The following is a 22,347-nucleotide window of genomic DNA, read 5'->3' as shown; positions in this document are numbered from 1 at the left end:
GCGCTCAGACATGGGCTGCTCTTCGACCCCGCCGCCCTGCGATGCTCGGCTCGCTTTACGGCTCGATTCAAGTCAAAGGCTGAAAGCCGAAGCCGAAGCCGAAGCCAAGACAGAGGCAAAAGCCGAAGCAAGCTAAAAAAGGCATCACGCAGCAGCGCGCGCCGGGCACGCGCAGAAAGCACCAAAAAGAAAAAGCGGCGCCTCGGCGCCGCAATCCATTCCTATCGCATTGGATCCCGCGGATCCTCGAGCCGCTCCACGACCGACGGATCATCCGCCAGCGGCGGCGGCAACGCCTCGGGTTCGGCCAGTCCGATCTCCTCGCGCATGTCCGGCGGCGGATTGAATTCCGGCGGCTCGGGGCGATGCTCACCCATGCGCACGCCCTCGGCCCAGTACAGCACCTGCGCGACTGCTTCGAAGAAGTCGTCGCTGATGTAGTCGTCGATTTCGACGCGTGCATTGAGGCCGCGGGCCAGCGGCACGTTCTCGAGGATCGGCACACCGGCTTCCTCGGCGACGCGCTTGATCTCTTCGGCGACGTGGCCTTCGCCTTTGGCGACGACCAGCGGCAGATCGTCGCCCTGTTCGTACTGCAGGGCGACGGCGATGTGGGTGGGGTTGGTCACGATGACATTCGATCCTCGGACGGCATTGAGCATGTTCTGTTGCGACCATTCCTGGTGCAACTGCTTGCGGCGCTGCTTCACGTAGGGGTCGCCTTCGTTCTCCTTGACCTCCTGCTTGATGTCGCGGCGGCTCATGCGCAGCTTCTTCATGTAGGAGTACTTCTGGTACGAGGCGTCGACCGCGGACACGAAGAAGAACACGAAGATCGTCCAGATGCCGATCCACTTGAGCGCGTGCCAGATGGCGCTGCCGATCGCGGCGGGCTGTGCGAACGGCAGCTGCAGCAGGTTCGGCAACATGCCCCACAGCACGAAGCCGCCGATTGTCAGCAGCGCCGCGCTCTTGAGAACGCTCTTGATGAGCTCGACGAGGTTGTCCATCGAAAACATCTTCTTGACGCCGCTGACCGGATTCATCTTGGACAGGTCGGGCGTGACCTTCTTCATCGACAGGACCGGGCCGACCTGCAGGAACTCGACGACCAGGGCCAGCAGCACCGCGAGCAGCAGCAGCGGCAGCGTGACCGCCAGCAGGGTCTGCGCCGCAAGCGGACCGATCGTCCGCAGCGCGATGTCGAACGGCTGGTTCATGACGTTCAGGCTCTGATCGAACAGCCCGCTGATGCGCCGGAACATGTACCCCATCAGCATCCAGCCACCGGCCAGCCATCCCATGATGAGCACGGTGCTGGTCAGCTCCCGGCTCTTGGCGACGTTGGCGTCCTTGCGCGCGTCCTTGAGCTTCTTGCTGGTCGGTTTTTCGGTTTTGTCGGCGCCCTCGTTCTCTTCGGCCATCCGCACTCCGATCGAATGCGCGCGGGTTCGCGCGGTTCGAGCGGAGGCTAGCATGCACGGGTGACGCATCCGTTCGGCCCGGGAACTGCGACGCGCGGGTGAAGACGACGTGGTCGCGGGCGGCGCTGTCCAACCGGGATTCAGCCGCAGGGCCGGGCCCATGCGGGTTGGCAGACACCCTAGGGACAGCCCGAGATAGCCGTTCCATGGCACCAGCGTTACAGTCCCGCCATCGCCGCAGAAGCGGTCCAGTCCCCCAAGGGTTTCCAGGCCTCCGTTCCGATGAGCAGCATGCCTTCCGACGTCAGCTTCAATGCCGCCAGCCTCGACCGGCTGGGTGGGCATGTCGCGTTCGACGATCTGCGCCAGCAGCCGGGTGCCGATCTCGCACCGGCCGATGGTGGCTATGCGGATGCCCCGCGCGGCCCGCAGGCCGACCCGGGCGAGGATGTGCTCAACGTCGCCGCCTGGGATGGCGTTGCTGCCGGCAACCGTCAGCTGCCCGGCGACCTGGCGTTCGAAGCGCGCCTGTCGGCGATCGCTCTGTCGCAGGCGGCCGACCAGGGCGCCGACGCGATCCTCGACGCACTCGTCTGAGTTTCCTGCGCAGGCCCGACCAGCGGCTGGGTTAAAGTCCGGGCGCCTCGACTTCCGTGCCTGACGCTGGTGCTCCGTCCATGAATGCCGTTCCCTCCGCGCAGTCGCTGCGCGTCGCCGCAGATCGCATGGTGTCGGCGCTGGCGGCGCATGCCGATCCCGAGTACCGCCTGACCGTGCTCAAGCGGCTGGTGCGGCGGCTCGGCGAGGACCGGTATCCGGTGTTCCTGCGTCTGCTGGGCGTGGTGGCGGAAAGCGACGACACCCGCGCGCAGCGCCTGCTCGCCGACACGATCGGCACCGCGCTGCGGCGCATGGATCTGCCCGGCGGTGCGCTGAGTTCCTGGGGCGCGACCCGCCTGCCCGACAGCGCTGCGCCGGTCTCGGCCAGCGATTTCTCCGGCCAGTTCTTCGGCGGGACCCCGCGCCGCATGCTCGGCCCGGTCGAATACCTCACCGTCTGGCACCTGCAGCGTACCCAGCGCACCGCGCTGTCGGCCGAGACCTTCCACACCAGCCTGTCGCGGATGATCGCGCTGCTGAACCAGTCGGAAGACGCCCGCACGCTGTATCCGCAGAAGCTGGCCGTCGACGCGCAGAACGAGCTCGAAGGCGCTTACACCCGCGCGACCCGCGAGCGGCTGGCGGCGATCGCGACCGCCTGGAAGGCCGGCCGCAGCCCGGACGAGATCGCCCAGGCCGCGCTCGATGCCCGGGCCACCGACACGCCGCACGGCTGGGTGCTGCGCGACCTGTAACGGTCGCGCTTGTCCGGTCATCGACCGGCTTGCAAGATGGGATGTCCGGCTTCGCAGGAATCCATTGCATGTCCCTTTCCGCCCGCTCGCCCGACGCGCGTCGTCGACGCCGCCGCGCAGGTGCCGTCACGGTGCTGCTGCCGCTGATGCTGTGGCTGGCGGCCTGCCAGCGCGACGAGACGGCCGAGGCCGCGCCGGCCGTCGGTGCGGCGACGCCGGTGGAGGCGGTGACGCTGCTCACGGCGCACCTGCGTGCCGGCGATCTGGCGGCCTTCGCGCGGGATGCGGCCACGCCCGAACTGCGGCCCGAACTCGACGCCGCCTGGCGCGCCGGGCGCACCCGCTGGCCGCTCGACGAACTGCCGCTGTCCGCGCAGTTGCCGTCGGTCCTCGCAGCGTTGAGCGCGCCGCAGGCCGAACGCGTGCTGCTGCAGACCTTCAACCGGCAGTTCGCCGGCGCCGAGCGCGAGATGCGTTCGGCTGCGGTCGGATTGGGCGGGTTCGCCATCCAGTATCTGGAGCAGGGCGGCGATTTCAGCGAGGACGAACGCGCGCATTACACCCAGCTGATCGCCGCCGCCAGCGACTGGGCCGGCGCCGCGCCACTGGCCGACCGCGCGCGCGCGCAGGAGACGATCTCGGCGCTGGTCGCCGCCGCGCGGGCCGGCGGTATCGCCAGCGATGCCGCGCTCGGCGCCGCAGGCATGCAGGCCGGGCTGACCGGGCTGTCGCCGCTGTTCACCGCCGGCAAGCTGCGGCTGGCCGCCTATGGACTGGATCTGGACCGGACCTTCGACAGCGTGGAGGCCACGCTCGAGAGCCAGACCGGCGACGCCGCGCGCGTGCGCATGCGGTATCAGCTGGCCGGTCGCCCGGTCGACGCGGTGATCGCCGTCGAACGCCATGACGGCCGCTGGTACGTCAGCGACTTCCTGGCGCATGCCCGCGCGGCCGCAGCGGCGCCTGCGGCAGCCGCGCCCGCCACTGCGCCGGCGGAACCCTGAGTGGGGCGCCGCAGGTGCGGTCCGGACGGGCCGCTTGGGCATAATGCCGACGATGCCTGATCAACCGACCCTCGAGTTCCCGGACGGCGACGCCACCGGACGCACCGACCACCGCACGGCCGACGCCGCATCTCCGCACGCGGCGTCAGGGCCTGCGCCGGATGTCGCGCCTGCGGACGATGCCGCGGCGCCCGCACGTGACGCGGCCCCTGCCGACGACGCCCCGGTAACCGCGCCCGTCGCGCCGAGCACATTGCCGGTGCCGCTGGCCGCGCCGCGCCGCGCGGTGCGTCGTCCGTGGTGGGCCGGTCTGCTGGGCTGGCTGATGGGCCCATGGATCGGCCTGAAGGTGGAGCCGCAGACGCCCGAGACGCTCGTCGACCATCGCCCGGTCTGCTACGTGCTCGAGGACTACGGCCTGTCGAATGCGCTGATCCTCGAACGCGCATGTCGCGAGGCCGGCCTGCCCTCGCCGCTGCAGCCCCTGCCCGGGGATCCGCTCGGCCGCAAGCGCGCCTACGTCGCGCTGTCGCGGCGCAATGCCGGCGGCGCCCTGGCGATGGCCACCGGCCAGCCGCAATCCAAGGCGACGCATTCCGAATCGCTGGCGCGCCTGCTCGAAGCGCATCGCCGCGATCCGGCGCTCGACGTGCAGGTGGTGCCGGTCTCGATCTTCGTCGGCCGCTCGCCGGACAAGAACAACGGCTGGTTCGCGGTGCTGTTCTCCGAGAACTGGACCATCGTCGGCCGCTTCCGGCGCCTGCTGGCGATCCTGCTCAACGGCCGCGACACCCTGGTGCGCTTCGCCGAGCCGGTCGACGTGCGCCCGCTGCTCGCCGAAGGTCTCGACGCCGAGCGCACGGTGCGCAAGCTCTCGCGCGTGCTGCGCACCCATTTCAACCGCGTGCGTGAAGCGATCATCGGCCCCGACCTCTCGACCCGCCGCCTGCTGGTCGACAAGGTGCTGGCCTCGCCCGCGGTCAAGGACGCGATCGCCGACCAGGCGCGCCGCGACAACAGCAAGCCCGAGGACGCGTGGAAGAAGGCCCACGCCTACGCCTACGAGATCGCCGCCGACTACTCGCACCCCGTCGTGCGCTCGGCGAGCTACCTGCTGACCACGGTGTGGAACCGCATCTTCCGTGGCGTGCTGGTGCACCACATCGACACGCTCAAGGCCGCCGCGCCCGGACACGAAGTCGTCTACGTGCCCAGCCACCGCAGCCACATGGATTACCTGTTGTTGAGCTATCTGCTCTACAACCGCGGCATCGTGCCGCCGCACATCGTGGCCGGCATCAACCTCAACCTGCCGGTCATCGGCACGATCCTGCGCAAGGGTGGCGCGTTCTTCATCCGCCGCTCGATTCGCGGCAACGCGCTGTATTCGACCGTGCTGGCCGAGTACGTCGCCCAGCTCGTCGCCGGCGGTTATTCGATCGAATATTTCGTCGAAGGCGGCCGTTCGCGCACCGGACGCCTGCTCGCGCCCAAGGGCGGCATGGTGTCGATGACGCTGCGCGCGTTCCTGCGCCAGCCCAGCCGGCCGGTGCTGTTCCAGCCGATCTACGTCGGCTACGAGAAGCTGATGGAAGGCAGCAGCTATCTCGACGAGCTGTCGGGCAAGAGCAAGAAGAAGGAATCGATCTGGCAGCTGCTGTGGAGTATTCCGCAGGTGCTCCGCTCCAACTACGGCCAGGTGGTGGTGAACTTCGGCGAGCCGATCGCGCTGGCCGATGTGCTCGCCGAACACGCGACCGGCTGGGACGGCAACGCCGTCGCCGACAGCGAGCGTCCCGAGTGGCTGTCGCGCACGGTCGACGTCATCGCGCAGAAGATCAACGTCAACATCAACCGCGCCGCCGACGTCAATCCGATCAACCTGCTGGCGCTGGCGCTGCTGTCGACGCCGAAGCACGCGATGGGCGAGGCCGATCTGCTCGCGCAGATCGCGCTGTCCAAGCAGTTGCTGGTCGACGTGCCGTATTCGGATCGCGTCACGGTGACCCCGCACACGCCGCAGGAAATCGTCGCGCACGGCGAAGAGATCAACGTGCTCGAACGCGTCGCGCATCCATTGGGCGACGTGTTCCGCGTCGACGACGAGAAGTCGGTGCTGCTGACCTACTTCCGCAACAACGTGCTGCACCTGTTCACCGCCTCGGCCTGGATCGCGTGCTGCTTCCTGCACAACCGGCGCATGAGCCGGCACACGCTGCTGCGCCTGGGCCGCACGATGTATCCGTTCCTGCAGGCCGAGCTGTACCTGCCATGGGACGAGGACACGTTCGCCGAGCGCATCGCCCTGACGCTGGAAACCTTCGAGCGCGAAGCGCTGCTCGAGCGCGTCAGCGACGAGGACGACGGCATTTATGCCCGCAACGCCGGCCAGACCGACGAGGTCTTCCGCCTGCGCGCGCTGAGCCACCCGCTGCAGCAGGCGTTCGAGCGCTACTACATCGCGATTTCCGTGCTCGCCAAGAACGGCCCCGGTACCCTCGGCGCCGGCGAACTCGAAAGCCTCTGCCAGCTCGCCGCCCAGCGTCTGTCGCTGTTGTACGCCCCGGCCGCACCGGAGTTCTTCGACAAGTCCCTGTTCCGAGGCTTCATCCAGAAGCTCCGCGAACTCGGCCTCGTCAAACTCGACGGCAACAGCAAACTCGTCTTCGACGACCGCCTCGCCAACTGGGCCAAGGACGCGAAGGTCATCCTCGGCCGCGAACTGCGGCACTCGATCGAGAAGGTGAGTCCGGAGGCGGTGAAGCCCGCGGAGCCGGCGGTCGTTGTCGTCGAGTGAGGTCGACGCACGACACCTGCCAGTCACCCCAGGCTTCGCGCATACCGTTTTTGGCGAACTCCAAATGAAGAGCGCTGACATTCCGTACGAGCGAACGCAACTTCGCGGAATCACCAAGCCGGGCAGCGGTGGCCCAAACAGGTCGATAGAGGGTGGCATGAACGCACGCGTTCTCCTCGCTACGGCAGCCTTGTTGCTCATAGCTCAAACCGCCGTCGCATGCGGCACCCGTCCGCCAGCAGAGCAGGCGCAGATCGATGCCGCTGACCTGGCCGAGCTTCAGGAGCTCACGCGCATCGCGACGCAAGAGGCGGATGAAATATTCATCGGCACCGTCACGGATCTCGTCCGTCCTGCCGTGGACCCGCCCGGGATCGGCTCGGTTCGCTTCGCTTCGCAGTCGAGCAGACCCTCAAGGGCGAACGGTCACCCGTCCGTACCGAACGATGGAAGGCGCAGTTCACCTTTGCGTGCCGGGAGTCCGCATCGTTCCACAACGTCGGCTTCCGCCCGGGTGGAACATTCATCGTGTACGTCCGCGACGGCGAGGTCATGCGCTCGGCAGCAGCCGATCACCTGCGCAGCGGATTGCTCAGCCTCGATCAGGAGCGGGCGATTGCCGCGGGTGGGGCTCCCATCTGAAACGCGGTCAAGCGTGAAGACGATTCGCGGCGTATCGGCGAGTGTTCGGGACCTTGCAGGCGAGATCACATGAATCTGGACACGATCGAAATCAAGGCGTTCGTGCCAGCGCGCGAACTCGCCGAATCCATGGCGTTCTACGAGGCGCTTGGATTCGAGACGACGTTGGAATCGGACGATCTCGCATACGTCCGTTTCGGCGCGACATCATTCCTTCTGTCGCAGTTCTACAACCCGGAACATGCGAACAACTTCGTCATGCACATGCTCGTCTCGAATGCAGACGACTGGCACCGCAATGTCGAGGCGTCAGGTGTGGTCACGAAATTCTCGGTTCGTCTGAGTCCGCCGGACGATCGGCCCTGGGAATCCGGGACTTCACGCTGATCGATCCGACCGGTGTGCTCTGGCGGATCGGGCACGTCATTCCAGGCTGATGCCCCGCGGTGCCAGCAGAGCAGAGACCGTCAGACGGCGCTTCTTCGAATCGACTCGACCCGGCTTCCGGTGACAGGATGAGGCGCGTGCACGATCAGGCCTTTTCAAGTATCGATGTGTTCTCCGCAAGCCACCCGCACACTGATTGCTCGAGGCATTCCCATGCACGCATCCGATGTGACCGGCACGCGTTCTGATTATTCCGACACGCTGTATCGCGTGTACGTCGAGATCGCCGATCACGAAGACTTCGGCAGGCGTGTCATCGAGCGATTCATGGACACGCGCGGCCGGGACATTCCGGGGCTGCAGTTCGAAGCCGATGGACTGCAGCGCATTGCGGACGGATACGAGCTGCACCTGCCGATCCAGCTCGTGCCCGAGCTTGTGCGGGAGCTGGGACGCGAGCACGTGGCGGTCCATCAGGTCGTTAGGCTGGGGCCGGTCGATGCGGGCTGACGCCCAAGCGGAATGCGCCTCGCGAAGCGACGCGTGCGCGGCTCGCCGGACGTGAGGTGTTCTTTTCTCATTGCGGTGTTGGCGAGCGCAGCCCTGCTTTCGGGCTGCAGTCGCGACAGCGGGCAACCGCCACCGACGCTGGTCGCGACCGACCCGGCTATCGAGACCAGCATCTGGCCGCTCGGCATGACGCGCGGGACCGTCGTGATCGAAGGCGATTGCGTTGCGCTGCGGATCGCGGGACAGCCGACACGCGCGACCACGCTCGTGTTTCCGCGCAGCTACACGCTGCAGAAGCGGTGGCGTGGCTGGGCGATTCTCACGTCGCGAGGGGATCGCTGGGGCGTCACGGGTGAGACCCGACAGGTCGGCGGCGGCGCGCTCGATGACGGTGCGGTCTCACGTTTCGTCGGCGAGGCTCTGCTGCGTCACTGTCCCGGCCCCTACTGGCTGGTCACGCCGGATGATTCTGCCGAAATGCGGTCATCGGACTGAAGCCGCAGGGGCTGGAACAGGCAGACATCCCGGCATCCCTCCGCTCACGCCGGCGTTCCGCCTCAGGCCGGCTCGTCCGGAATCATGTCCGACTCCAGCCGCGCGATGCAGTCCTTGAGCTGCAGCTTGCGTTTCTTCATGCGCTGCATCGCCAGCGCTTCGGGCGCCGGGGTGGCCTGGAGTTCGGCGATGGTGCGGTCGAGATCGCGATGCTCGGTGCGCAGCCGCAACAGCAGCGCGCTCCGGCTCGGGTCGATGTCGGGCGTGTCGGTCGACATGCGGTGCAGCTTATCGCAACACCGTGCCGGTCCGGCGCCTTGGCGACGTGCGGCGCCGCTGAGACAATGCGGTGCGCCGTGCAGGGGGCCGGCGCGACGTCGGCGCGTGCCGCGTGGTGCCCACCTGCGGCAGCCCCGGCCGCTTCGCCAAGGAACCAGGATGTCCCTCCGATCGAACCGTCGCGCATCCGCGCGCCTCGCTGCGCCCCTGCTCGCCCTCGCCGCGCTCGCGGCCACCGCCCAGCTCTCCGCACAGGAGAAGTACGACGGCTATCTGTGCTGCAACCTGCGCAGCGACGGCAGCTGGATCAGCGACAGCAACTACGCCGAGAACGGCAAGCGCGTGATCCCGGTCGGCACGCCGACCAGCGTGACCGGCTACGGCCGTCACCGCGTCAACGTACGCATCGACGGCGCACGCCAGTCGATCGGCAACGATTACAGCCGTGACATCGCCCTGCCCGACTTCGCGAAACGCTACGTGGTGACCGAGGATCCGGCGGCGAAGATCGCCACGTATCCGGCCAAGATCCAGGACGCGATCAAGCGCGCGAAGATCACGCCCGGCATGACCCGCGAGCAGGTGCTGATGTCGCTGGGCTATCCGATCAGCAGCGAGAACCCGGATCTGGATGCGGAACTGTGGCGTTACTGGATGAGCAGCTTCGCCGAGTTCCAGGTGCAGTTCGACGGCAGCGGCCGCGTGCGCGAAATCACCACCGATCCCAATACGCGGAACCTGGTGTGGGTGCCCTGAGGCAAGCCGCATCGGATTGCGTGTGGAACGAGACAGGCGCCGGAAGGCGCCTGTTTTCGTTGAGGTGACGCGACTGCCGCTCGACGTACAAGGCCAACTTGATGGGTTTCGCTGCGCTCTCCCCATCCTACGGATGCAGCTTGTCGCTCAGGGATCGACGGGTTGCAGATGGAGGCGGTTTGCATCGAGGTGCAAACGGTGGGTCAGCGCCAGCGCATCGAGCACGGCAGGATCGTGGCTGACCACGACGAGTGCGCCTGGCCAGCCGCGCAGCAGCGCGACCAGCGCGTCCACGCTGTCGAGATCGAGATGGCTGGCGGGTTCGTCGAGCAGCAGCAACGGCGCGGCCGGCTGCGCCAATGCAGCGGCCGCGATCGCGACCCGCATGCGTTCCCCACCCGACAACAGTCCCAGCGGTTGGCGCGCCCGCGCGCCGGTCAGGCCGAGCAGCGCGAGCCGCGTCGCGTGCACGTCCATCGCATCGACCTGCATCTGCGCGGCCAGCCAGTCGAGCGCCGGCATCGCCTCGGGCAGGGTCGCGAGCGTCTGGTCGAGCGACTGCACCGGCACGCAGGCCTCGACGGTGCCGCTGGCGAGCGTCGTCTCGCCGCGCAGCGCGCGCAGCAGCGTGGTCTTGTCGCTGCCGTTGCGCCCTTCGAGTCCGATGCGCACCGGGCCGAACGCATCCCATGTCAGCGCCTGCACCGGCGCGGCGACGACGGGATGCGCGCCGTCGAATCGCAACACCCGCCGCGCGACCGGCAGGATGACCTCGGCATCGACGAACTCGGGTGGCGGCATCGCATCGGTCGCGGCGAACGCGTCACGCACCGCGGCGTCGCCATCGGCGAGACGCTGCGCCAGTGCACCGCGCGTGCGTCCGGCATGGCGTTCGGCGTTGCCCTTGGCGTGGTCCAGCAGCAGCGGGGACTGGTTGCTGTCCTCGCGCATCCGCTGCCCGCGGGCCTGGCGCTGGTCGAGCCGCTGGCGTTCGCGTCCGACCGCGCGTTGCGTCCGCGCGCGGTCGCGCCGCGCCTGTGCGAGTGCGTCCTCGGTCTGACGACGCGTGGTATCGCGCGCGGCGCGCCACGCGTCGAGTCCGCCGTCGATCCATTGCAGCCCGTCGCCACGCAACTCCGCCAGCCGCGGCATCGCGCGCAGCCACACGGGATCGTGGGTCACGATCAGTACGGCCCCTGCGCGTTGCAGGAACTGCCGGCACCAGGACGCGGACGCGTCGCCATCGAGGAAGGTGCTGGGCTCGTCGAGCAGCAGCACGCGCGCAGGGCACCAAGAGGCCGCGAGCAGACGCAGCTGCTGGCACTGCCCACCCGACAGCTGCGACGGATCGGCTGTCGGCGCGAGACCGGAGAGGCCCAGCGCTGCGAACGCATCCTCCAATCGCGTTTCGAGCGACCAGTCGTCGTCGACGCATGCTGCATCGTCCGCGTCGCCATGACCCGCCAGCAGCCGGTGCAGCGCATCGAAACGCGCGCCCAGACCCAGCAGATCGACGACGCGCGGCGGCAGTGGACCCGGATGCTGCGTCAGCAGCTGCAGACCGCCGGCCACTTCGACCGTGCCGGCGCTTGCGCCCGCGGCCAGCTGCCGGAGCAGCGTGGACTTGCCGGTGCCGTTGGCCCCGACCAGCGCGCTGGGGCCGTCGTGCAGCAACAGCGAGAGAGCGTCGTAGAGCAGGCTGCCGTCATCGCGCGCGGCGGACAGGCCACGGGCGCGCAGCGCGGGCACGACGGCAGGAGAGACAGACAGCGACGCGGATCGCGTCGGGGAGACGGGCACGGACATGGAAGACCTCGCGGACATGGGGACGCGACCCGGTCGGGTCGTCGGGCTCGATGTCGGCTCAGTGCTTCACGTCATTGCGCTCCTGGAGAATTCGTCTCACGCCACGTGCCGAAACGGCCGGCCACGCGATCGGCGTGCAGTCTACGACCGCGCGCCTCACCGTCGCATTAACGCGCAGCGCGGACGGCGCAGGCGAGCGGATGCCCGGCCATCCGCACGTGCCCGCGATCAGTCGCCGCGCACGAAGGTCCCGATCGGCACGTCGCCATCGACGAAATCCAGCGTCCGGCCCACGGTGCCTGCCGCATCCAGTACTGCGGCTGCGACCGCAGCCACATTCGCGCGCGAGACCGGCGTGCCGCTGTCGGCCTCCGTCCCGTCGGCGACACGGCCACTGCCGGCGTCATCGGTCAACCGGCCCGGACCCAGGATCGTCCAGTCGAGCGCGCTGTCGCGCACATGCGCATCGGCGGCGGCTTTCGCTTGCGCATAGGCGAAGAAGCCGTCGTCCGGTGCGATGCCGTGATCGAAGCCGGCGCCGATGTAGGACACCATCACGTAGCGCCGCACGCCGGCAATGGCCGCGGCGTCGATCGAGCGGATCGCCGCATCGCGATCGACCGCATAGGTGCGCGCGGCATCGCCACCGCCTGCGCCGGCCGACCAGACCACGGCGTCGTGGCCGGCGAGCTGCGCGGCGATGGCATCGGTCTGCGCGTGCTCGATATCGAAGACGACCGGTGTCGCGCCGGTGTCGGCGACGGCATCGCGGTGGGCCGCGTTGCGGAACAGCGCGGTCACGGCGTGTCCGCTTCCAGTGAGGCGCCGGGTCAGCTGCAGGGCGACGCGGCCATGGCCGCCGATGATGACGATGCGCGACATGTGCGCTCTCCGTTCAACAGGAATGGCGTCGCAGCCTGGCATGGCGCGTGTTGGCGCGCGGTCGCGGGGGCGTTGCCGTACGGCCGATTGGAGCGCCCGGTAAACTGGCGCGATGAGTACCGTCCTGCCCCTGCACGAACCGCTGTCGCGCGCGCATGATCCGCGCCGTGACGCGCCGGCCGTGCACAGGCTCGGCAAGCGGCTGCGCCACCAGATGGGTCGCGCGATCGCCGACTTCGGCATGATCGAGGCCGGCGACAAGGTGATGGTGTGCCTGTCGGGCGGCAAGGACAGCTACACCCTGCTCGACATCCTGCTGCAGCTGCAGTCCAAGGCGCCGGTGGCGTTCTCGATCACCGCGGTCAACCTCGACCAGAAGCAGCCCGGATTTCCCGCGCACGTGCTGCCCGACTATCTGGCATCGCGCGGTGTCGACTTCCACATCATCGAGCAGGACACCTACTCGGTCGTCAGCCGGGTAATCCCGGAAGGCAAGACGATGTGTGCGCTGTGCTCGCGCCTGCGTCGCGGCGCGCTGTACCACCACGCGGCGCAGCACGGATTCACGAAGATCGCGCTCGGCCACCATCGCGATGATCTGGTCGCGACGTTCTTCCTGAACATGTTCTTCCACGCGAAACTCGGCGGCATGCCGCCGAAGCTGCGCAGCGACGACGGCCAGCATGTCGTGATCCGTCCGCTGGCCTACGCGGCCGAAGCCGACATCGCCGCCTACGCGCAGGCAAGGGCGTTCCCGATCATTCCCTGCACCCTGTGCGGCTCGCAGGAGAACCTGCAGCGCAAGCAGGTGCAGAAGATGCTGGAGGCCTGGGAGCGCGAGACGCCCGGCCGCATCGAGACGATCGCGCGGTCGCTGGGCAATGTCAGCCCGTCGCAGCTCAGCGATCCGGCGCTGTTCGATTTCCGCATGCCCGTTGCGGGCGCGGCGCCCGCCACGGTCGACGCCTGGTTGCCCGACGCGCAGGACGCGACGATCGACATCGCGATGCGGGAGGCATGACCACCGCCATCCGCGCCGCGTCGACGCAGGCCCGTATCAAGCACGTTCTGACGCCACCGCGTCCCTGCGGCGTCCTTCCCCACTTCCAATGGACTCATCAGCCCCATGTTCTTTCGCAATCTGACCCTGTTCCGCTTCCCCACCAATCTCGACCTGTCCGAGCTCGATGCGCGTCTGGCGGAATTCCCGCTCAAGCCGGTCGGTCCGCTGGAGATGTCCTCGCACGGTTTCGTCTCGCCGCTGGGCCGCGAGGCCGAAGTGATGGCGCACCGCATCGAGGACACGATCTGGGTCACCGTCGGCGGCGAAGAGAAGATCCTGCCCGGCCCGGTGGTCAATGAGCTGCTGTCGCGGCGCATCGAGGAATTCGAGGAGAAGCAGGGTCGCAAGCCCGGCGGCAAGATGCGCAAGCAGATGAAGGACGACCTGCTGCAGGAACTGATGCCGCGCGCGTTCGTGAAGCCGGTGCGCAGCGATGCGTTGATCGACCTCCAGCACGGCGTGGTCGCGGTGAACTCGTCCAGCCGCAAGAGTGCGGAAAACCTGGTGTCGCAGATCCGCACCGCGCTGGGCAGCTTTCCCGCGCTGCCGCTCAATGCCGAGGTCTCCCCGCGTGGCGTGATGACCGGCTGGATCGCCGGCGAGCCGCTGCCCGACGGCCTGACGCTGGGCGAGGAATGCGAGCTGAAGGATCCGTCCGACCAGGGCGCGATCGTGCGCTGCCAGCGTCAGGATCTGCAGTGCGAGGAGATCACCCGCCATCTCGATGCCGGCAAGCAGGTCACCAAGCTCGCGCTCAATCTCGACGACCACGTCTCGTTCGTGCTCGGCGAGGATCTGATCGTGCGCAAGTTCAAGCTGCTCGACGGCGCGCTGGATTCGCTCGAGCACACCGAGAACGACGACATGCGCGCCGAACTCGATGCCCGCTTCGCGCTGATGCGCGGCGAGTTCAAGCGCCTGTTCACGGTGCTCGAAGGCGCGCTGAAGCTGTCGAAGGCGGAGTGATCGCAGGCGCACGTGCGACGTCGACACCGGTCGCGTCGCACGCAGCGCATACAATCCGCGCATGCCGTCCCTGTCGCGCCTGTTGTCGCGTTCCGCGAAGCCCGCTTCGATCCAGCGCGACTCGCTCCGTCTGACGCTCGAGGACGGGCGCGAGATCGAGGTGCTGCGCTTGCGCGATCCGCGCGCGCGGCGCATCCGCCTCAGCGTCAGCGAACGCGGCGCGCGTCTGACCCTGCCGCTGCGCGCGAGTCTCCTCTCCGGCGATGCCTTCCTGCAGCAGCACCGGGCGTGGCTGGCCGCGCAGATCGCGGCGCATGGCGAAGCGGCGCCGCTGCAGCGCGGCGTGACCACGCAGCTGCCGCTGCGCGGCGTGTTGCATCCGCTGCACTGGGACAGCGGGCGGTTCAGTCATGTGCGCATGGACGACGACGGCGCGCTGACGTTCGTGTCGCCCGAGCACGCCGGCCCTGCCGCGCTGCAACGCGCGTTGCGCGAGTTCTACGAAGCGCAGGCACGTGCCGACATCGGCCGCTGGCTGCCGGCCTATCTGCCGAGCCTGCCGCGCACGCCCCGGCGCATCTGCCTGAAAGTGATGTCCTCGCAGTGGGGCTCGCTGGCGCCGGACGGCACGCTCAATCTGGACCTGTCGTTGGTGCTCGGCGCGCCTTCGGCGTTCGAATACGTGCTGGTGCACGAGCTCTGCCACCTGATCCACGCCGACCATTCGCGCCGGTTCTGGAGCGAGGTCGAAGTGCGCTGCCCGGCCTGGCGCGACGCGCGCGACTATTTCCGCGACCACGGCCGCCGGCTCAAGGCCGATCTGCACGCGCTACTGGCCTGACCCGGAAGTTTCGAGCCGCCCGGTGGCCGCTTCGGGGCCGCGCTCGCGTTGACCGGAATGTGCGGCCGGTGCCGCCGGAGAACGCGATGGTCCGCCCGTGCCTGGCCCTGCTGCTCGTCGTCCTGCTGCCCGGCTGCCGCCAACCCGGCGACGCGCTGGGCACGACGATCCGCTTCGATGCGCGCGGCGACCGGGTCGCAGCGACGCCGGTGCCGCCGCGGGCGACGTCGCTGGCACTGCCTGCGGATTTCCCGCGCGACGTGCACCTGCCCGCGCGCTACGCGATCGACACGCTGACCGACATGCCGGGCACGCAGATCATCAACCTGCTCGCCGACGGTGAGGTGGTGGCGCTGTCGCAGGAAACCCGGCGGGCGATGGAGCACGACGGCTGGCAGCGTCGGCTCGTCACGCATCACGGCGAGGACAGCGCGGTCCTCGCGTTCGAGAAGGACGGTCGCAGCGCGCTGTTCGCGTTCGACCGCAACCAGCCGGCGCAGCCGTCGGAGGATCCGGGCGTGATCGTGAGCCTCCAGCTGCAGGACGGCACCGCGCGGCTCTGAAGGACGCAGTCGAAGGCCGTCCGACGACGCGGGCGCTCAGCGCTGCAGGAAATCCCCGATCGCGGCGGCGACGTCCGCCGGTTGTTCCATGTGCAGGTGGTGGCCGCCGGTGATGACGGTGAGCGCGCCGTCGGGCAGCAGACGCGCGCGGCGGGAGCGGTCGGGTTCGGGCAGATAGACCTGCGGCGGGTCGGCGTAGATCACGCGCGTGGGGCATTCGATGCCGGCGATCAGCGCGTCGACCTGGCCGGGCGTCATGCGCACGGCGGTGGGGATCGTCAGACGCGGATCGCTGCACCAGACGTGGCCGCCCTCGACCGGCTGCACGCCACGTTCGACCAGCAGGCGCGCGACGGGTTCGCTGAGCGCATTGACCCGCATGCGCGCGCGGATCGGCGCTTCGAGATCGGGGAATACGCGCAGCGGACGCGCGCCCAGGCTGCGCGAGGACATCACCGCTTCGCGCAGGCGCGGCACGGTGTCCGCTTCGGTCTCCGGCAGCGCGCCCAGCGCTTCGATCGCGACCAGCCGTTCGATGCGCTCGGGGACCGCCGCGGCCACGAGACTGGCGATGCCCGCGCCCATCGAATGCCCGAGCAGCGCGAACCGGTCCCAGCCCAGCGCGTCGGCGATGTCGAGCACCTGGTGGACCGCGCCGACGAAGGTGTAATCGGTGCCGACCGGCATGTGCACGCTGCGGCCGTGGCCGGGCAGATCCGGCGCGACCACGTCCAGGCCGTCGAAGTACGCGGACAGCGGCACGAAGCTCGCGGCGTTGTCGAGCCAGCCGTGCAGCGCGAGCACGCGACGTGCGCCGACGGTGCCGAAGCGCAGACCGCGCACGGTGCCGATGCCGATCTCGACCTCGAACGGCTGCGCCTGCGCGACGCCGCTCATGCGCGCACCGCCAGATCGCGACGCGTCAGCGTGGCCAGCGCGCGCGCATGCGACGGCGCGTCGTTGAGACAGGGGATGTAGCGCAGATCCTGGCCGCCATGCTCATGGAAAATTTCGGCGTTCTGCAGCGCGATCTCCTCCAGCGTTTCCAGACAATCCACCGCGAAGCCCGGACACACGACGTCGATCACGCGGACGCCGTCGCCGCCCAGCGCCTTGAGCGTCTCGTCCGTGTAGGGCTGCAGCCACGGCTCGCGACCGAAGCGCGACTGGAAGGTCAGCATCGCCGCGTCCGGCGCGAGGCCCAGCGCCTGCACGATCGCATCGACGCTCGCACGGCACTGCCGCGGATACGGATCGCCGGCATCGGCCAGCCGCTGTGGAATGCCGTGGAAGGAGAACAGCAGGCGCTCGCCGCGGCCATGGACGTCCCAGTGCGCGCGGATCGAGCCGGCTACAGCGTCGACCCAATCCGGATCCAGGTGATAGTCGTCGCGCATCCGCGCAATGCCAGCGGCGCCGAAGACCTCGTCGACGACATCGCGGACCGACGCCGTCGTCGTCGTCGAATACTGCGGATACAACGGCAGCACCTGCACGCGCGCGTGCCCCGCATCGCGCAGGCGCGTCAGCACGCCGCGCAGCGACGGATTGCCGTAACGCATGGCGTAGACCACCTCGGCATCGGGCATTTCCGTCTGCACCGCCTTTGTGAGACGCGCGGTGTGTACAGCGAGCGGCGAGCCGTCCTGCATCCACACGCCGGCATAGAGTTTCGCCACGCGTGGGGAGCGGAACGGCAGGATCACGAAGTGCAGGATCGGGCACCACAGCCAGCGGGTCAGCGCGACCACGCGATGGTCGTGCAGGAATTCGGCGAGATAGCGGCGCACCGCTTTCGGCGTCGGCGCGTCGGGCGTGCCGAGATTGACGAGGACGACGGCGTCGCGCGCGGCGTTCGGAGAGGGGGATTCGGACATCCCCATAGAATGGCAGGCGCACCGGCGCAATGGCAGCGTCCGGGTGCTGCGGAAAAACTCATGTGCGATTCATTGCACCGTCACTAGCCTGAATCTGTTCTGCGTGCGCATGTCCAGCGCGCGTCCGATTCGCGCCCTTGCCCCGGAGCCACCATGACTCGTCCGTTCCGCCACACCGTGCTGGTTGCCGCCCTCGCCACCGCGTTCGTCGCAGGGCCTGCCGTCGCCGGCCCGACCGAAGACGCCCGGGCGCAGAACGCAGTGCGCGTGCTCAACGAGATCCAGGCGATTCCCGAATCGGGCATCCCCGACAAGCTGCTCGACGAAGCGCGGGCGATCGTCGTCATTCCCGACACCATCAAGGCGGGCCTGATCATCGGCGGCCGCCGCGGCCACGGCCTGATGTCGGTCAAGACGCCCGAAGGCACCTGGTCCAGCCCGGCCTTCGTCAAGATCACCGGCGGCAGCATCGGCTTCCAGGCCGGCGTGCAGTCCTCGGACGTGGTGCTGGTGTTCCGCAACGAGCGCAGCCTGGAATCGATCGTCAACGGCAAGTTCACCCTCGGCGCCGATGCCGGCGTGGCCGCGGGTCCGGTGGGTCGCAACGCGGCTGCGCTGACCGACAGCCAGCTCAAGGCGGAGATCTGGTCGTGGTCGCGCGCGCGCGGCCTGTTCGCCGGCGTCGCACTCGATGGCGCGGTGCTGCAGATCGACGACGACGCGAACATCGCCGTCTACGGTCGCACCACCACGCCGCGCGCGATTCTCGAGAACCGTCCGGGCACCGCGCCGTCGAGCGCGGTCGTCGATTTCCGCGACCGTCTGGAAGAAGCCAGCGCCACCGCGCGCGTCTCGCGGGGCGGCACCGCGGTGCCGGTCGCACGTAGCGCGCAGCAACCTGCGTACACGCCGGCGATCCAGAACGTGCCCGAGACCACCACTGCGCCGGTGCAGCCGCAGCAGGGTCAGCCGTCGACGCAGGGCTTCCAGAACGTCGACGACCAGCCGGCGACCGTCGAACCGCTGCCCGAATACTGAAGTGCAGCGCGCACTCGCACGCTGCGTGCGGGTGCGGTGCGTTATCCTGCGAGACCACCCGCAGCTCCCGGAATCCCGCCATGGGCAGTTTCAGCATCTGGCATTGGGCCATCGTCCTCGTTGTCGTCCTGCTGGTCTTCGGCACCAAGAAGCTGCGCGGCGCCGGCCGTGATCTCGGCGAAGCGGTGAAGGGCTTCAAGAAGGGCATGCACGACGACGAGACGCCCGAGCGTCTCGACGACCGTTCGCGGCAGGACGCCGCGGCCCGCGAGGCCGACAGGACGCGCCACGACGACCTGCCGCCGCGCTGACGCGGACAGCGCTCGATGTTCGGAATCGGTACCGGCGAATTGATGATCATCGCGCTGGTCGCGCTGATCATTCTCGGTCCCGAGCGGTTGCCCAAGGCGGCCCGTTTCGCAGGCCTGTGGGTGCGCCGTGCCCGGGCGCAGTGGTATTCGGTGAAGTCGGAACTCGAACGCGAACTCGCCGCCGAGGATCTCAAGCGCAGCGTGCGCGATGCCCAGCGTTCGATCGCGGACGTCGGCACCCAGCTGCGCGACGCCGAGCAGCACGCGCGCAGCAGTCTCGACGACGTGCGCAAGGAAGCCGGCGATCTGGTCGCCCAGGCGCGCCGCATGTCCAGCGACCCCCCGGTCACGCACCGCAGTCTCGACGCCCTGCCCGATCCCGCGGCACCGGCGGAACCGCCGCTGCCGCCCGACGCGATCGCCGGCGATCCCACCCGCCCGCCGGTCCCGGCGACGGCCACCGCCGACGAGGAGACCGATCGTGGCGCTGCACGCTGACGAAGACGGCGGCGAAGGCAGCCTGATCGACCATCTGATCGAACTGCGCATGCGCCTGATGCGCGGTCTGGCCGGTACCGGCCTCGTGCTGCTGTGCCTGCTGCCGTTCGCCAACAAGCTCTACGGCCTGCTCGCCCAGCCGCTGCTCGACAAGTTGCCCGAAGGCGCGCACCTGATCGCGATCGAAGTCGCCTCGCCGTTCTTCGCGCCGCTGAAGCTCGCGTTCTTCACCGCGCTGGTCGTGACCATGCCGTGGCTGCTCTACCAGGCCTGGGCCTTCGTCGCACCGGGCCTGTACAAGCGCGAGAAGCGGCTCGCGATGCCGCTGCTGGCGTCGGCGGTCGCGCTGTTCTACATCGGCTGCGCGTTCGCGTTCTTCCTCGTGCTGCCGTCGGTGTTCAAGTTCCTGACGCTGGTGACGCCCGATGGCGTGTCGATGATGACCGACATCAACGCCTATCTGAATTTCGTCCTGGTGATCTTCCTCGCGTTCGGCCTGAGCTTCGAGCTGCCGGTCGCGCTGGTGATCCTGGTGCTGCTGGGCTGGGTGACCACCGACCAGCTGCGCGAGGCGCGCGGCTATGCGGTGGTCGGCGTGTTCGTGCTGGCCGCGGTCATCACCCCACCCGATGTCGTCTCGCAGCTGATGCTGGCGATTCCGATGTGCCTGCTCTACGAGGCCGGCATCATCGCCGCGCGCCTGCTCGCGCCCAGAGCCGACGCGGTGCGCGACGAGGCATGAGTCCGCCGGTCGCCGCGCCCACGCCGTTGCTGCGCCGCTACACGGCGTGGTCGCTGGATGCGGCGGCGATCGGTGTGCTGGTCGTCGCGTTGATGCATCGGCGCCTGTGCGAAGCACTCGAGACCTGCATGCGCGCGATCGATGCACTGGCGCAGGCGATGGCCGCCCTGATGCAGCAGACGCTCGACCTCGCCGCGTCGCCGGCCGCACTGTTGCAGGCATGGATGGCGGATCCTGCGCTGCAGGTCGCGATCACCGCGCTGGCGCTGGCGATCACCTCGCTGACCCTGCCCACGATGGCGGTCTTCGCACTGCTCGCGCTGGTGTGGTTCACCGGCTTCGAGGGCTCGCGCTGGCAGGCCACGCCGGGCAAGCGCCTGCTCGGCCTGCAGGTGGTCGACGACGACGGACTGCCGCCGGGCTACGTGCGCGCCGGCCTGCGCACGGCGGCCGGCCTGCTGTCGTGGGTGAGCCTCAACATCGGCCATCTGATGGCCGCGCGCGCGCCGCGCTACCAGGCGCTGCACGACCGGATCGCCGGCACCCACGTGGTGCGGCTGACCGATGCCCCGATGCCGATGCCGGCCCGTCTGTGGCTGGTGCTGCAGCCGCCGGTGTTTTGCCTGCTGCTGGCGCTGCTGATGCAGCAGCTCGACCGGAGCGTCGCCGCCGCGCTGGACGCGACGCTCGGGTTCTGACGCGTCGTCAGAGTTCGATGCGGCTGTTGTCGGGGCTGCCGGCGCCCGGCGTCGGGCCACCGGTCGACGCATCGTCCTGCGGGCCGCAGACATCGCGCCACATCGCGTACATCGCGCCGAACATCACGATGTAGAGGATCAGCAGCAGGATCAGATACAGCGGCAGCACGAGCAGCGCGGCGAGGCCCGGATGCACGAGGCTGGCGACGACGCTGATGATGGTCACGACCATCGCGAACGCGAGCATCAGTGCGAACCCACCGGCCATCGCGATCGCGGCGGCCACGACCACCGGCAGCACATTGCGCAGCGCACCGCCAAGGCCGTCGGTGAACGCCTGCAGCACCGGCCGCGCGCCGAGCGCGACCTGGCCCAGGCCGATCGCGTAGACGGTCGCGTAATAGACGCCGAAGAAGATCGCCAGCGCCATCAGCGGACCGATGCCGGCCGGCGGCAGCGGCAGATCCGGCGGCGTGGCCGGCCCGGTCTGCGCGCTCATTTCCTGGCTGATCGTCAGCACCTGCATGTACCAGTCGATGACGCCGTCGCCGAACGCACTCACCAGCGCGTAGAACGTGGCGATGTAGAGCGCGCCCATCAGCACGCCGAAGCCGATCAGGCGCCCGGCGTTGCCGCCGGTGAACACCGCGAACAGGTCCGTCGGCTGCGCGGGACGCCCGTGCTCGGCCGCGTCGATGACGTGCAGCACGCCGGCGATCAGCAGCGGATAGACGATGATCGACACCAGCGACGTGGCGCCGATCAGCATGACCTGGGTACTGGCATCGAGCCCGAACGCGAGCTGGGCGATCGCCTGGAACACGTTCGGCACCAGCGCCAGCAGCGCCACGATCGCCGTCGCGCCGTATACCGCGCGCGGATTGGACCGACCCACATTGACGCCCTGCACGATCCACTTCCAGCCGTGGCGGGCCCCTACCGTCCGAGTCGTCATTTCCGCCGTATTCCAGGTGTCTGTCGCGTGGACGCGCCACGAAGGGCGTCATCGTATCGCATGCATTGGAGACGCCGCTGGGATGCGCTGTGTGTTCAGCCGCGATGGCGGCGGGATGACTCGGCTGTCGCGCAGGCTGACTCCGATATTCGGGACTGGAGATCCGTCGGAGCTGACCGCCCGGACATCCCGGTAAAGGCCATCGCTGCAGCACCAGCCGTCATTCCCGCGCAGGCGGAGCTTTCAACGGACGCATGTCCGGTAATCCATCTTGATCTGGATCTTGCCTTTGGCTCCGGCTCCGGCTTGGCTTCGGCTTCGGCTTCGGCTTCGGCTTCGGCTTCGGCTTTCAGCTTTTGATTTTCAATCGAGCCGTAAAGAGAGCCGAGCACCGGAGCCTGGCGTGGCCGAAGAGCAGCCCGTGTCTGAGCGCAGCGAGTTTGGGCTGCGTGCCGCGT

At 68.7% G+C, this 22,347-nt stretch carries 25 protein-coding genes and 1 pseudogene; 17 read left to right on the top strand and 9 right to left on the bottom strand.

What is annotated here, in order from left to right:
• Nucleotides 1–221: 221 nt before the first annotated feature.
• Entirely contained in the window at nt 222–1,424 is a 1,203-nt protein-coding gene (gene sctU / locus AC3A5T_RS16810) for a type III secretion system export apparatus subunit SctU (protein WP_332077935.1), read from the bottom strand.
• Between the two features lie 282 nt (nt 1,425–1,706).
• Here sctU and AC3A5T_RS16805 point away from each other — a divergent pair, with 282 nt between their 5' ends.
• The 7 genes from AC3A5T_RS16805 to AC3A5T_RS16775 all read left to right on the top strand — a co-directional run bounded on the left by AC3A5T_RS16805 (nt 1,707) and on the right by AC3A5T_RS16775 (nt 8,614).
• Nucleotides 1,707–2,021, top strand: coding sequence for a hypothetical protein (locus AC3A5T_RS16805; protein ID WP_487629521.1), 315 nt, complete (start codon nt 1,707–1,709; stop codon nt 2,019–2,021).
• Between the two features lie 80 nt (nt 2,022–2,101).
• The gene (locus AC3A5T_RS16800) at nt 2,102–2,779 is read left to right on the top strand and encodes a hypothetical protein (protein ID WP_332077933.1); all 678 of its coding nucleotides are present in this window, start codon (nt 2,102–2,104) and stop codon (nt 2,777–2,779) included.
• 68 nt (nt 2,780–2,847) lie between these two features.
• Entirely contained in the window at nt 2,848–3,783 is a 936-nt protein-coding gene (locus tag AC3A5T_RS16795) for a hypothetical protein (RefSeq protein ID WP_487629520.1), read from the top strand.
• A 43-nt stretch (nt 3,784–3,826) separates the two neighbouring features.
• Nucleotides 3,827–6,580, top strand: coding sequence for a glycerol-3-phosphate 1-O-acyltransferase PlsB (plsB, locus tag AC3A5T_RS16790; protein ID WP_487629519.1), 2,754 nt, complete (start codon nt 3,827–3,829; stop codon nt 6,578–6,580).
• A 711-nt stretch (nt 6,581–7,291) separates the two neighbouring features.
• Nucleotides 7,292–7,609: a VOC family protein gene (locus tag AC3A5T_RS16785; RefSeq protein ID WP_487629518.1), complete on the top strand. Its 318-nt coding sequence runs from the start codon at nt 7,292–7,294 to the stop codon at nt 7,607–7,609.
• A 213-nt stretch (nt 7,610–7,822) separates the two neighbouring features.
• Nucleotides 7,823–8,119 (top strand): hypothetical protein, encoded by a 297-nt coding sequence (locus tag AC3A5T_RS16780; protein ID WP_487629517.1) that lies wholly within the window; start codon nt 7,823–7,825, stop codon nt 8,117–8,119.
• A 12-nt stretch (nt 8,120–8,131) separates the two neighbouring features.
• Nucleotides 8,132–8,614 carry a hypothetical protein gene (locus AC3A5T_RS16775; RefSeq protein ID WP_487629516.1) on the top strand — a complete coding sequence of 161 codons (483 nt, stop codon included), beginning with the start codon at nt 8,132–8,134 and terminating at the stop codon, nt 8,612–8,614.
• A gap of 62 nt (nt 8,615–8,676) precedes the next feature.
• On the opposite strand, the gene AC3A5T_RS16770 is transcribed toward AC3A5T_RS16775, so the two are convergent.
• Nucleotides 8,677–8,892 carry a YdcH family protein gene (locus AC3A5T_RS16770; protein WP_332077925.1) on the bottom strand — a complete coding sequence of 72 codons (216 nt, stop codon included), beginning with the start codon at nt 8,890–8,892 and terminating at the stop codon, nt 8,677–8,679.
• 160 nt (nt 8,893–9,052) lie between these two features.
• Between AC3A5T_RS16770 and bamE the strand changes: the two genes are divergently transcribed.
• On the top strand, nt 9,053–9,649 hold the full coding sequence (gene bamE, locus AC3A5T_RS16765) for an outer membrane protein assembly factor BamE domain-containing protein (protein ID WP_232138405.1): 597 nt from the start codon (nt 9,053–9,055) through the stop codon (nt 9,647–9,649).
• 147 nt (nt 9,650–9,796) lie between these two features.
• Here the strand turns inward: bamE and AC3A5T_RS16760 are convergent, their stop codons facing one another.
• From AC3A5T_RS16760 to AC3A5T_RS16750, 3 genes and pseudogenes are all read right to left on the bottom strand, one after another.
• A complete protein-coding gene (locus AC3A5T_RS16760; RefSeq protein WP_487629523.1) occupies nt 9,797–10,321 on the bottom strand; it encodes an ATP-binding cassette domain-containing protein in 525 nt (174 codons plus the stop codon).
• 594 nt (nt 10,322–10,915) lie between these two features.
• Nucleotides 10,916–11,455: pseudogene (locus AC3A5T_RS16755) on the bottom strand (ATP-binding cassette domain-containing protein); the annotation flags it as partial.
• Between the two features lie 228 nt (nt 11,456–11,683).
• Nucleotides 11,684–12,337 carry an NAD(P)H-binding protein gene (locus AC3A5T_RS16750; RefSeq protein WP_487629515.1) on the bottom strand — a complete coding sequence of 218 codons (654 nt, stop codon included), beginning with the start codon at nt 12,335–12,337 and terminating at the stop codon, nt 11,684–11,686.
• Nucleotides 12,338–12,449: 112 nt separating this feature from the next.
• Between AC3A5T_RS16750 and ttcA the strand changes: the two genes are divergently transcribed.
• The 4 genes from ttcA (at nt 12,450) to AC3A5T_RS16730 (ending at nt 15,770) form a co-directional block, all read left to right on the top strand.
• Nucleotides 12,450–13,358 carry a tRNA 2-thiocytidine(32) synthetase TtcA gene (ttcA, locus tag AC3A5T_RS16745; protein WP_487629514.1) on the top strand — a complete coding sequence of 303 codons (909 nt, stop codon included), beginning with the start codon at nt 12,450–12,452 and terminating at the stop codon, nt 13,356–13,358.
• A gap of 105 nt (nt 13,359–13,463) precedes the next feature.
• Nucleotides 13,464–14,366 (top strand): recombination-associated protein RdgC, encoded by a 903-nt coding sequence (locus AC3A5T_RS16740; protein WP_332077920.1) that lies wholly within the window; start codon nt 13,464–13,466, stop codon nt 14,364–14,366.
• 61 nt (nt 14,367–14,427) lie between these two features.
• Nucleotides 14,428–15,207: a M48 family metallopeptidase gene (locus AC3A5T_RS16735; RefSeq protein WP_487629513.1), complete on the top strand. Its 780-nt coding sequence runs from the start codon at nt 14,428–14,430 to the stop codon at nt 15,205–15,207.
• A gap of 86 nt (nt 15,208–15,293) precedes the next feature.
• Complete coding sequence (locus AC3A5T_RS16730; RefSeq protein WP_487629512.1) at nt 15,294–15,770, top strand: hypothetical protein; 477 nt, start codon at nt 15,294–15,296, stop codon at nt 15,768–15,770.
• A gap of 36 nt (nt 15,771–15,806) precedes the next feature.
• Here the strand turns inward: AC3A5T_RS16730 and AC3A5T_RS16725 are convergent, their stop codons facing one another.
• The gene (locus AC3A5T_RS16725) at nt 15,807–16,667 is read right to left on the bottom strand and encodes an alpha/beta fold hydrolase (RefSeq protein WP_487629511.1); all 861 of its coding nucleotides are present in this window, start codon (nt 16,665–16,667) and stop codon (nt 15,807–15,809) included.
• A complete protein-coding gene (gene hemH, locus AC3A5T_RS16720) occupies nt 16,664–17,647 on the bottom strand; it encodes a ferrochelatase (RefSeq protein WP_487629510.1) in 984 nt (327 codons plus the stop codon). Before hemH ends, AC3A5T_RS16725 begins: the two co-directional genes overlap by 4 nt.
• Nucleotides 17,648–17,800: 153 nt before the next feature.
• Between hemH and AC3A5T_RS16715 the strand changes: the two genes are divergently transcribed.
• The 5 genes from AC3A5T_RS16715 to AC3A5T_RS16695 all read left to right on the top strand — a co-directional run bounded on the left by AC3A5T_RS16715 (nt 17,801) and on the right by AC3A5T_RS16695 (nt 20,934).
• Nucleotides 17,801–18,685, top strand: coding sequence for a lipid-binding SYLF domain-containing protein (locus tag AC3A5T_RS16715; RefSeq protein WP_487629509.1), 885 nt, complete (start codon nt 17,801–17,803; stop codon nt 18,683–18,685).
• A gap of 80 nt (nt 18,686–18,765) precedes the next feature.
• Entirely contained in the window at nt 18,766–18,996 is a 231-nt protein-coding gene (gene tatA, locus AC3A5T_RS16710; protein ID WP_332077914.1) for a Sec-independent protein translocase subunit TatA, read from the top strand.
• 15 nt (nt 18,997–19,011) lie between these two features.
• Complete coding sequence (tatB, locus tag AC3A5T_RS16705; RefSeq protein ID WP_487629508.1) at nt 19,012–19,494, top strand: Sec-independent protein translocase protein TatB; 483 nt, start codon at nt 19,012–19,014, stop codon at nt 19,492–19,494.
• Nucleotides 19,484–20,236 (top strand): twin-arginine translocase subunit TatC, encoded by a 753-nt coding sequence (gene tatC, locus AC3A5T_RS16700; protein WP_487629522.1) that lies wholly within the window; start codon nt 19,484–19,486, stop codon nt 20,234–20,236. Before tatB ends, tatC begins: the two co-directional genes overlap by 11 nt.
• Nucleotides 20,233–20,934 (top strand): RDD family protein, encoded by a 702-nt coding sequence (locus tag AC3A5T_RS16695; RefSeq protein ID WP_487629507.1) that lies wholly within the window; start codon nt 20,233–20,235, stop codon nt 20,932–20,934. Before tatC ends, AC3A5T_RS16695 begins: the two co-directional genes overlap by 4 nt.
• A gap of 7 nt (nt 20,935–20,941) precedes the next feature.
• On the opposite strand, the gene AC3A5T_RS16690 is transcribed toward AC3A5T_RS16695, so the two are convergent.
• The gene (locus AC3A5T_RS16690) at nt 20,942–21,889 is read right to left on the bottom strand and encodes a hypothetical protein (RefSeq protein WP_487629506.1); all 948 of its coding nucleotides are present in this window, start codon (nt 21,887–21,889) and stop codon (nt 20,942–20,944) included.
• 95 nt (nt 21,890–21,984) lie between these two features.
• On the bottom strand, nt 21,985–22,347 hold a 363-nt coding region (locus tag AC3A5T_RS16685), incomplete at its 5' end, for a hypothetical protein (RefSeq protein WP_487629505.1).

The sequence above is a fragment of the Luteimonas sp. Soil_C_16 genome, assembly GCF_057657295.1.
This window is presented reverse-complemented; position numbering and strand designations above follow the sequence as displayed.

Bases quoted from the DNA above. Each gene is read 5' to 3' on its own strand.
- AC3A5T_RS16785 (WP_487629518.1), top strand. From the start codon at position 7,292: ATGAATCTGGACACGATCGAAATCAAGGCGTTCGTGCCAGCGCGCGAA.
- AC3A5T_RS16750 (WP_487629515.1), bottom strand. From the start codon at position 12,337: ATGTCGCGCATCGTCATCATCGGCGGCCATGGCCGCGTCGCCCTGCAG.
- AC3A5T_RS16740 (WP_332077920.1), top strand. From the start codon at position 13,464: ATGTTCTTTCGCAATCTGACCCTGTTCCGCTTCCCCACCAATCTCGAC.
- tatA (WP_332077914.1), top strand. From the start codon at position 18,766: ATGGGCAGTTTCAGCATCTGGCATTGGGCCATCGTCCTCGTTGTCGTC.
- AC3A5T_RS16795 (WP_487629520.1), top strand. From the start codon at position 2,848: ATGTCCCTTTCCGCCCGCTCGCCCGACGCGCGTCGTCGACGCCGCCGC.
- AC3A5T_RS16690 (WP_487629506.1), bottom strand. From the start codon at position 21,889: ATGACGACTCGGACGGTAGGGGCCCGCCACGGCTGGAAGTGGATCGTG.
- ttcA (WP_487629514.1), top strand. From the start codon at position 12,450: ATGAGTACCGTCCTGCCCCTGCACGAACCGCTGTCGCGCGCGCATGAT.
- bamE (WP_232138405.1), top strand. From the start codon at position 9,053: ATGTCCCTCCGATCGAACCGTCGCGCATCCGCGCGCCTCGCTGCGCCC.
- sctU (WP_332077935.1), bottom strand. From the start codon at position 1,424: ATGGCCGAAGAGAACGAGGGCGCCGACAAAACCGAAAAACCGACCAGC.
- plsB (WP_487629519.1), top strand. From the start codon at position 3,827: ATGCCGACGATGCCTGATCAACCGACCCTCGAGTTCCCGGACGGCGAC.
- tatB (WP_487629508.1), top strand. From the start codon at position 19,012: ATGTTCGGAATCGGTACCGGCGAATTGATGATCATCGCGCTGGTCGCG.
- hemH (WP_487629510.1), bottom strand. From the start codon at position 17,647: ATGTCCGAATCCCCCTCTCCGAACGCCGCGCGCGACGCCGTCGTCCTC.
- AC3A5T_RS16805 (WP_487629521.1), top strand. From the start codon at position 1,707: ATGAGCAGCATGCCTTCCGACGTCAGCTTCAATGCCGCCAGCCTCGAC.
- AC3A5T_RS16715 (WP_487629509.1), top strand. From the start codon at position 17,801: ATGACTCGTCCGTTCCGCCACACCGTGCTGGTTGCCGCCCTCGCCACC.
- AC3A5T_RS16695 (WP_487629507.1), top strand. From the start codon at position 20,233: ATGAGTCCGCCGGTCGCCGCGCCCACGCCGTTGCTGCGCCGCTACACG.
- AC3A5T_RS16780 (WP_487629517.1), top strand. From the start codon at position 7,823: ATGCACGCATCCGATGTGACCGGCACGCGTTCTGATTATTCCGACACG.
- AC3A5T_RS16725 (WP_487629511.1), bottom strand. From the start codon at position 16,667: ATGAGCGGCGTCGCGCAGGCGCAGCCGTTCGAGGTCGAGATCGGCATC.
- AC3A5T_RS16735 (WP_487629513.1), top strand. From the start codon at position 14,428: ATGCCGTCCCTGTCGCGCCTGTTGTCGCGTTCCGCGAAGCCCGCTTCG.
- AC3A5T_RS16775 (WP_487629516.1), top strand. From the start codon at position 8,132: ATGCGCCTCGCGAAGCGACGCGTGCGCGGCTCGCCGGACGTGAGGTGT.
- AC3A5T_RS16730 (WP_487629512.1), top strand. From the start codon at position 15,294: ATGGTCCGCCCGTGCCTGGCCCTGCTGCTCGTCGTCCTGCTGCCCGGC.
- AC3A5T_RS16800 (WP_332077933.1), top strand. From the start codon at position 2,102: ATGAATGCCGTTCCCTCCGCGCAGTCGCTGCGCGTCGCCGCAGATCGC.
- AC3A5T_RS16770 (WP_332077925.1), bottom strand. From the start codon at position 8,892: ATGTCGACCGACACGCCCGACATCGACCCGAGCCGGAGCGCGCTGCTG.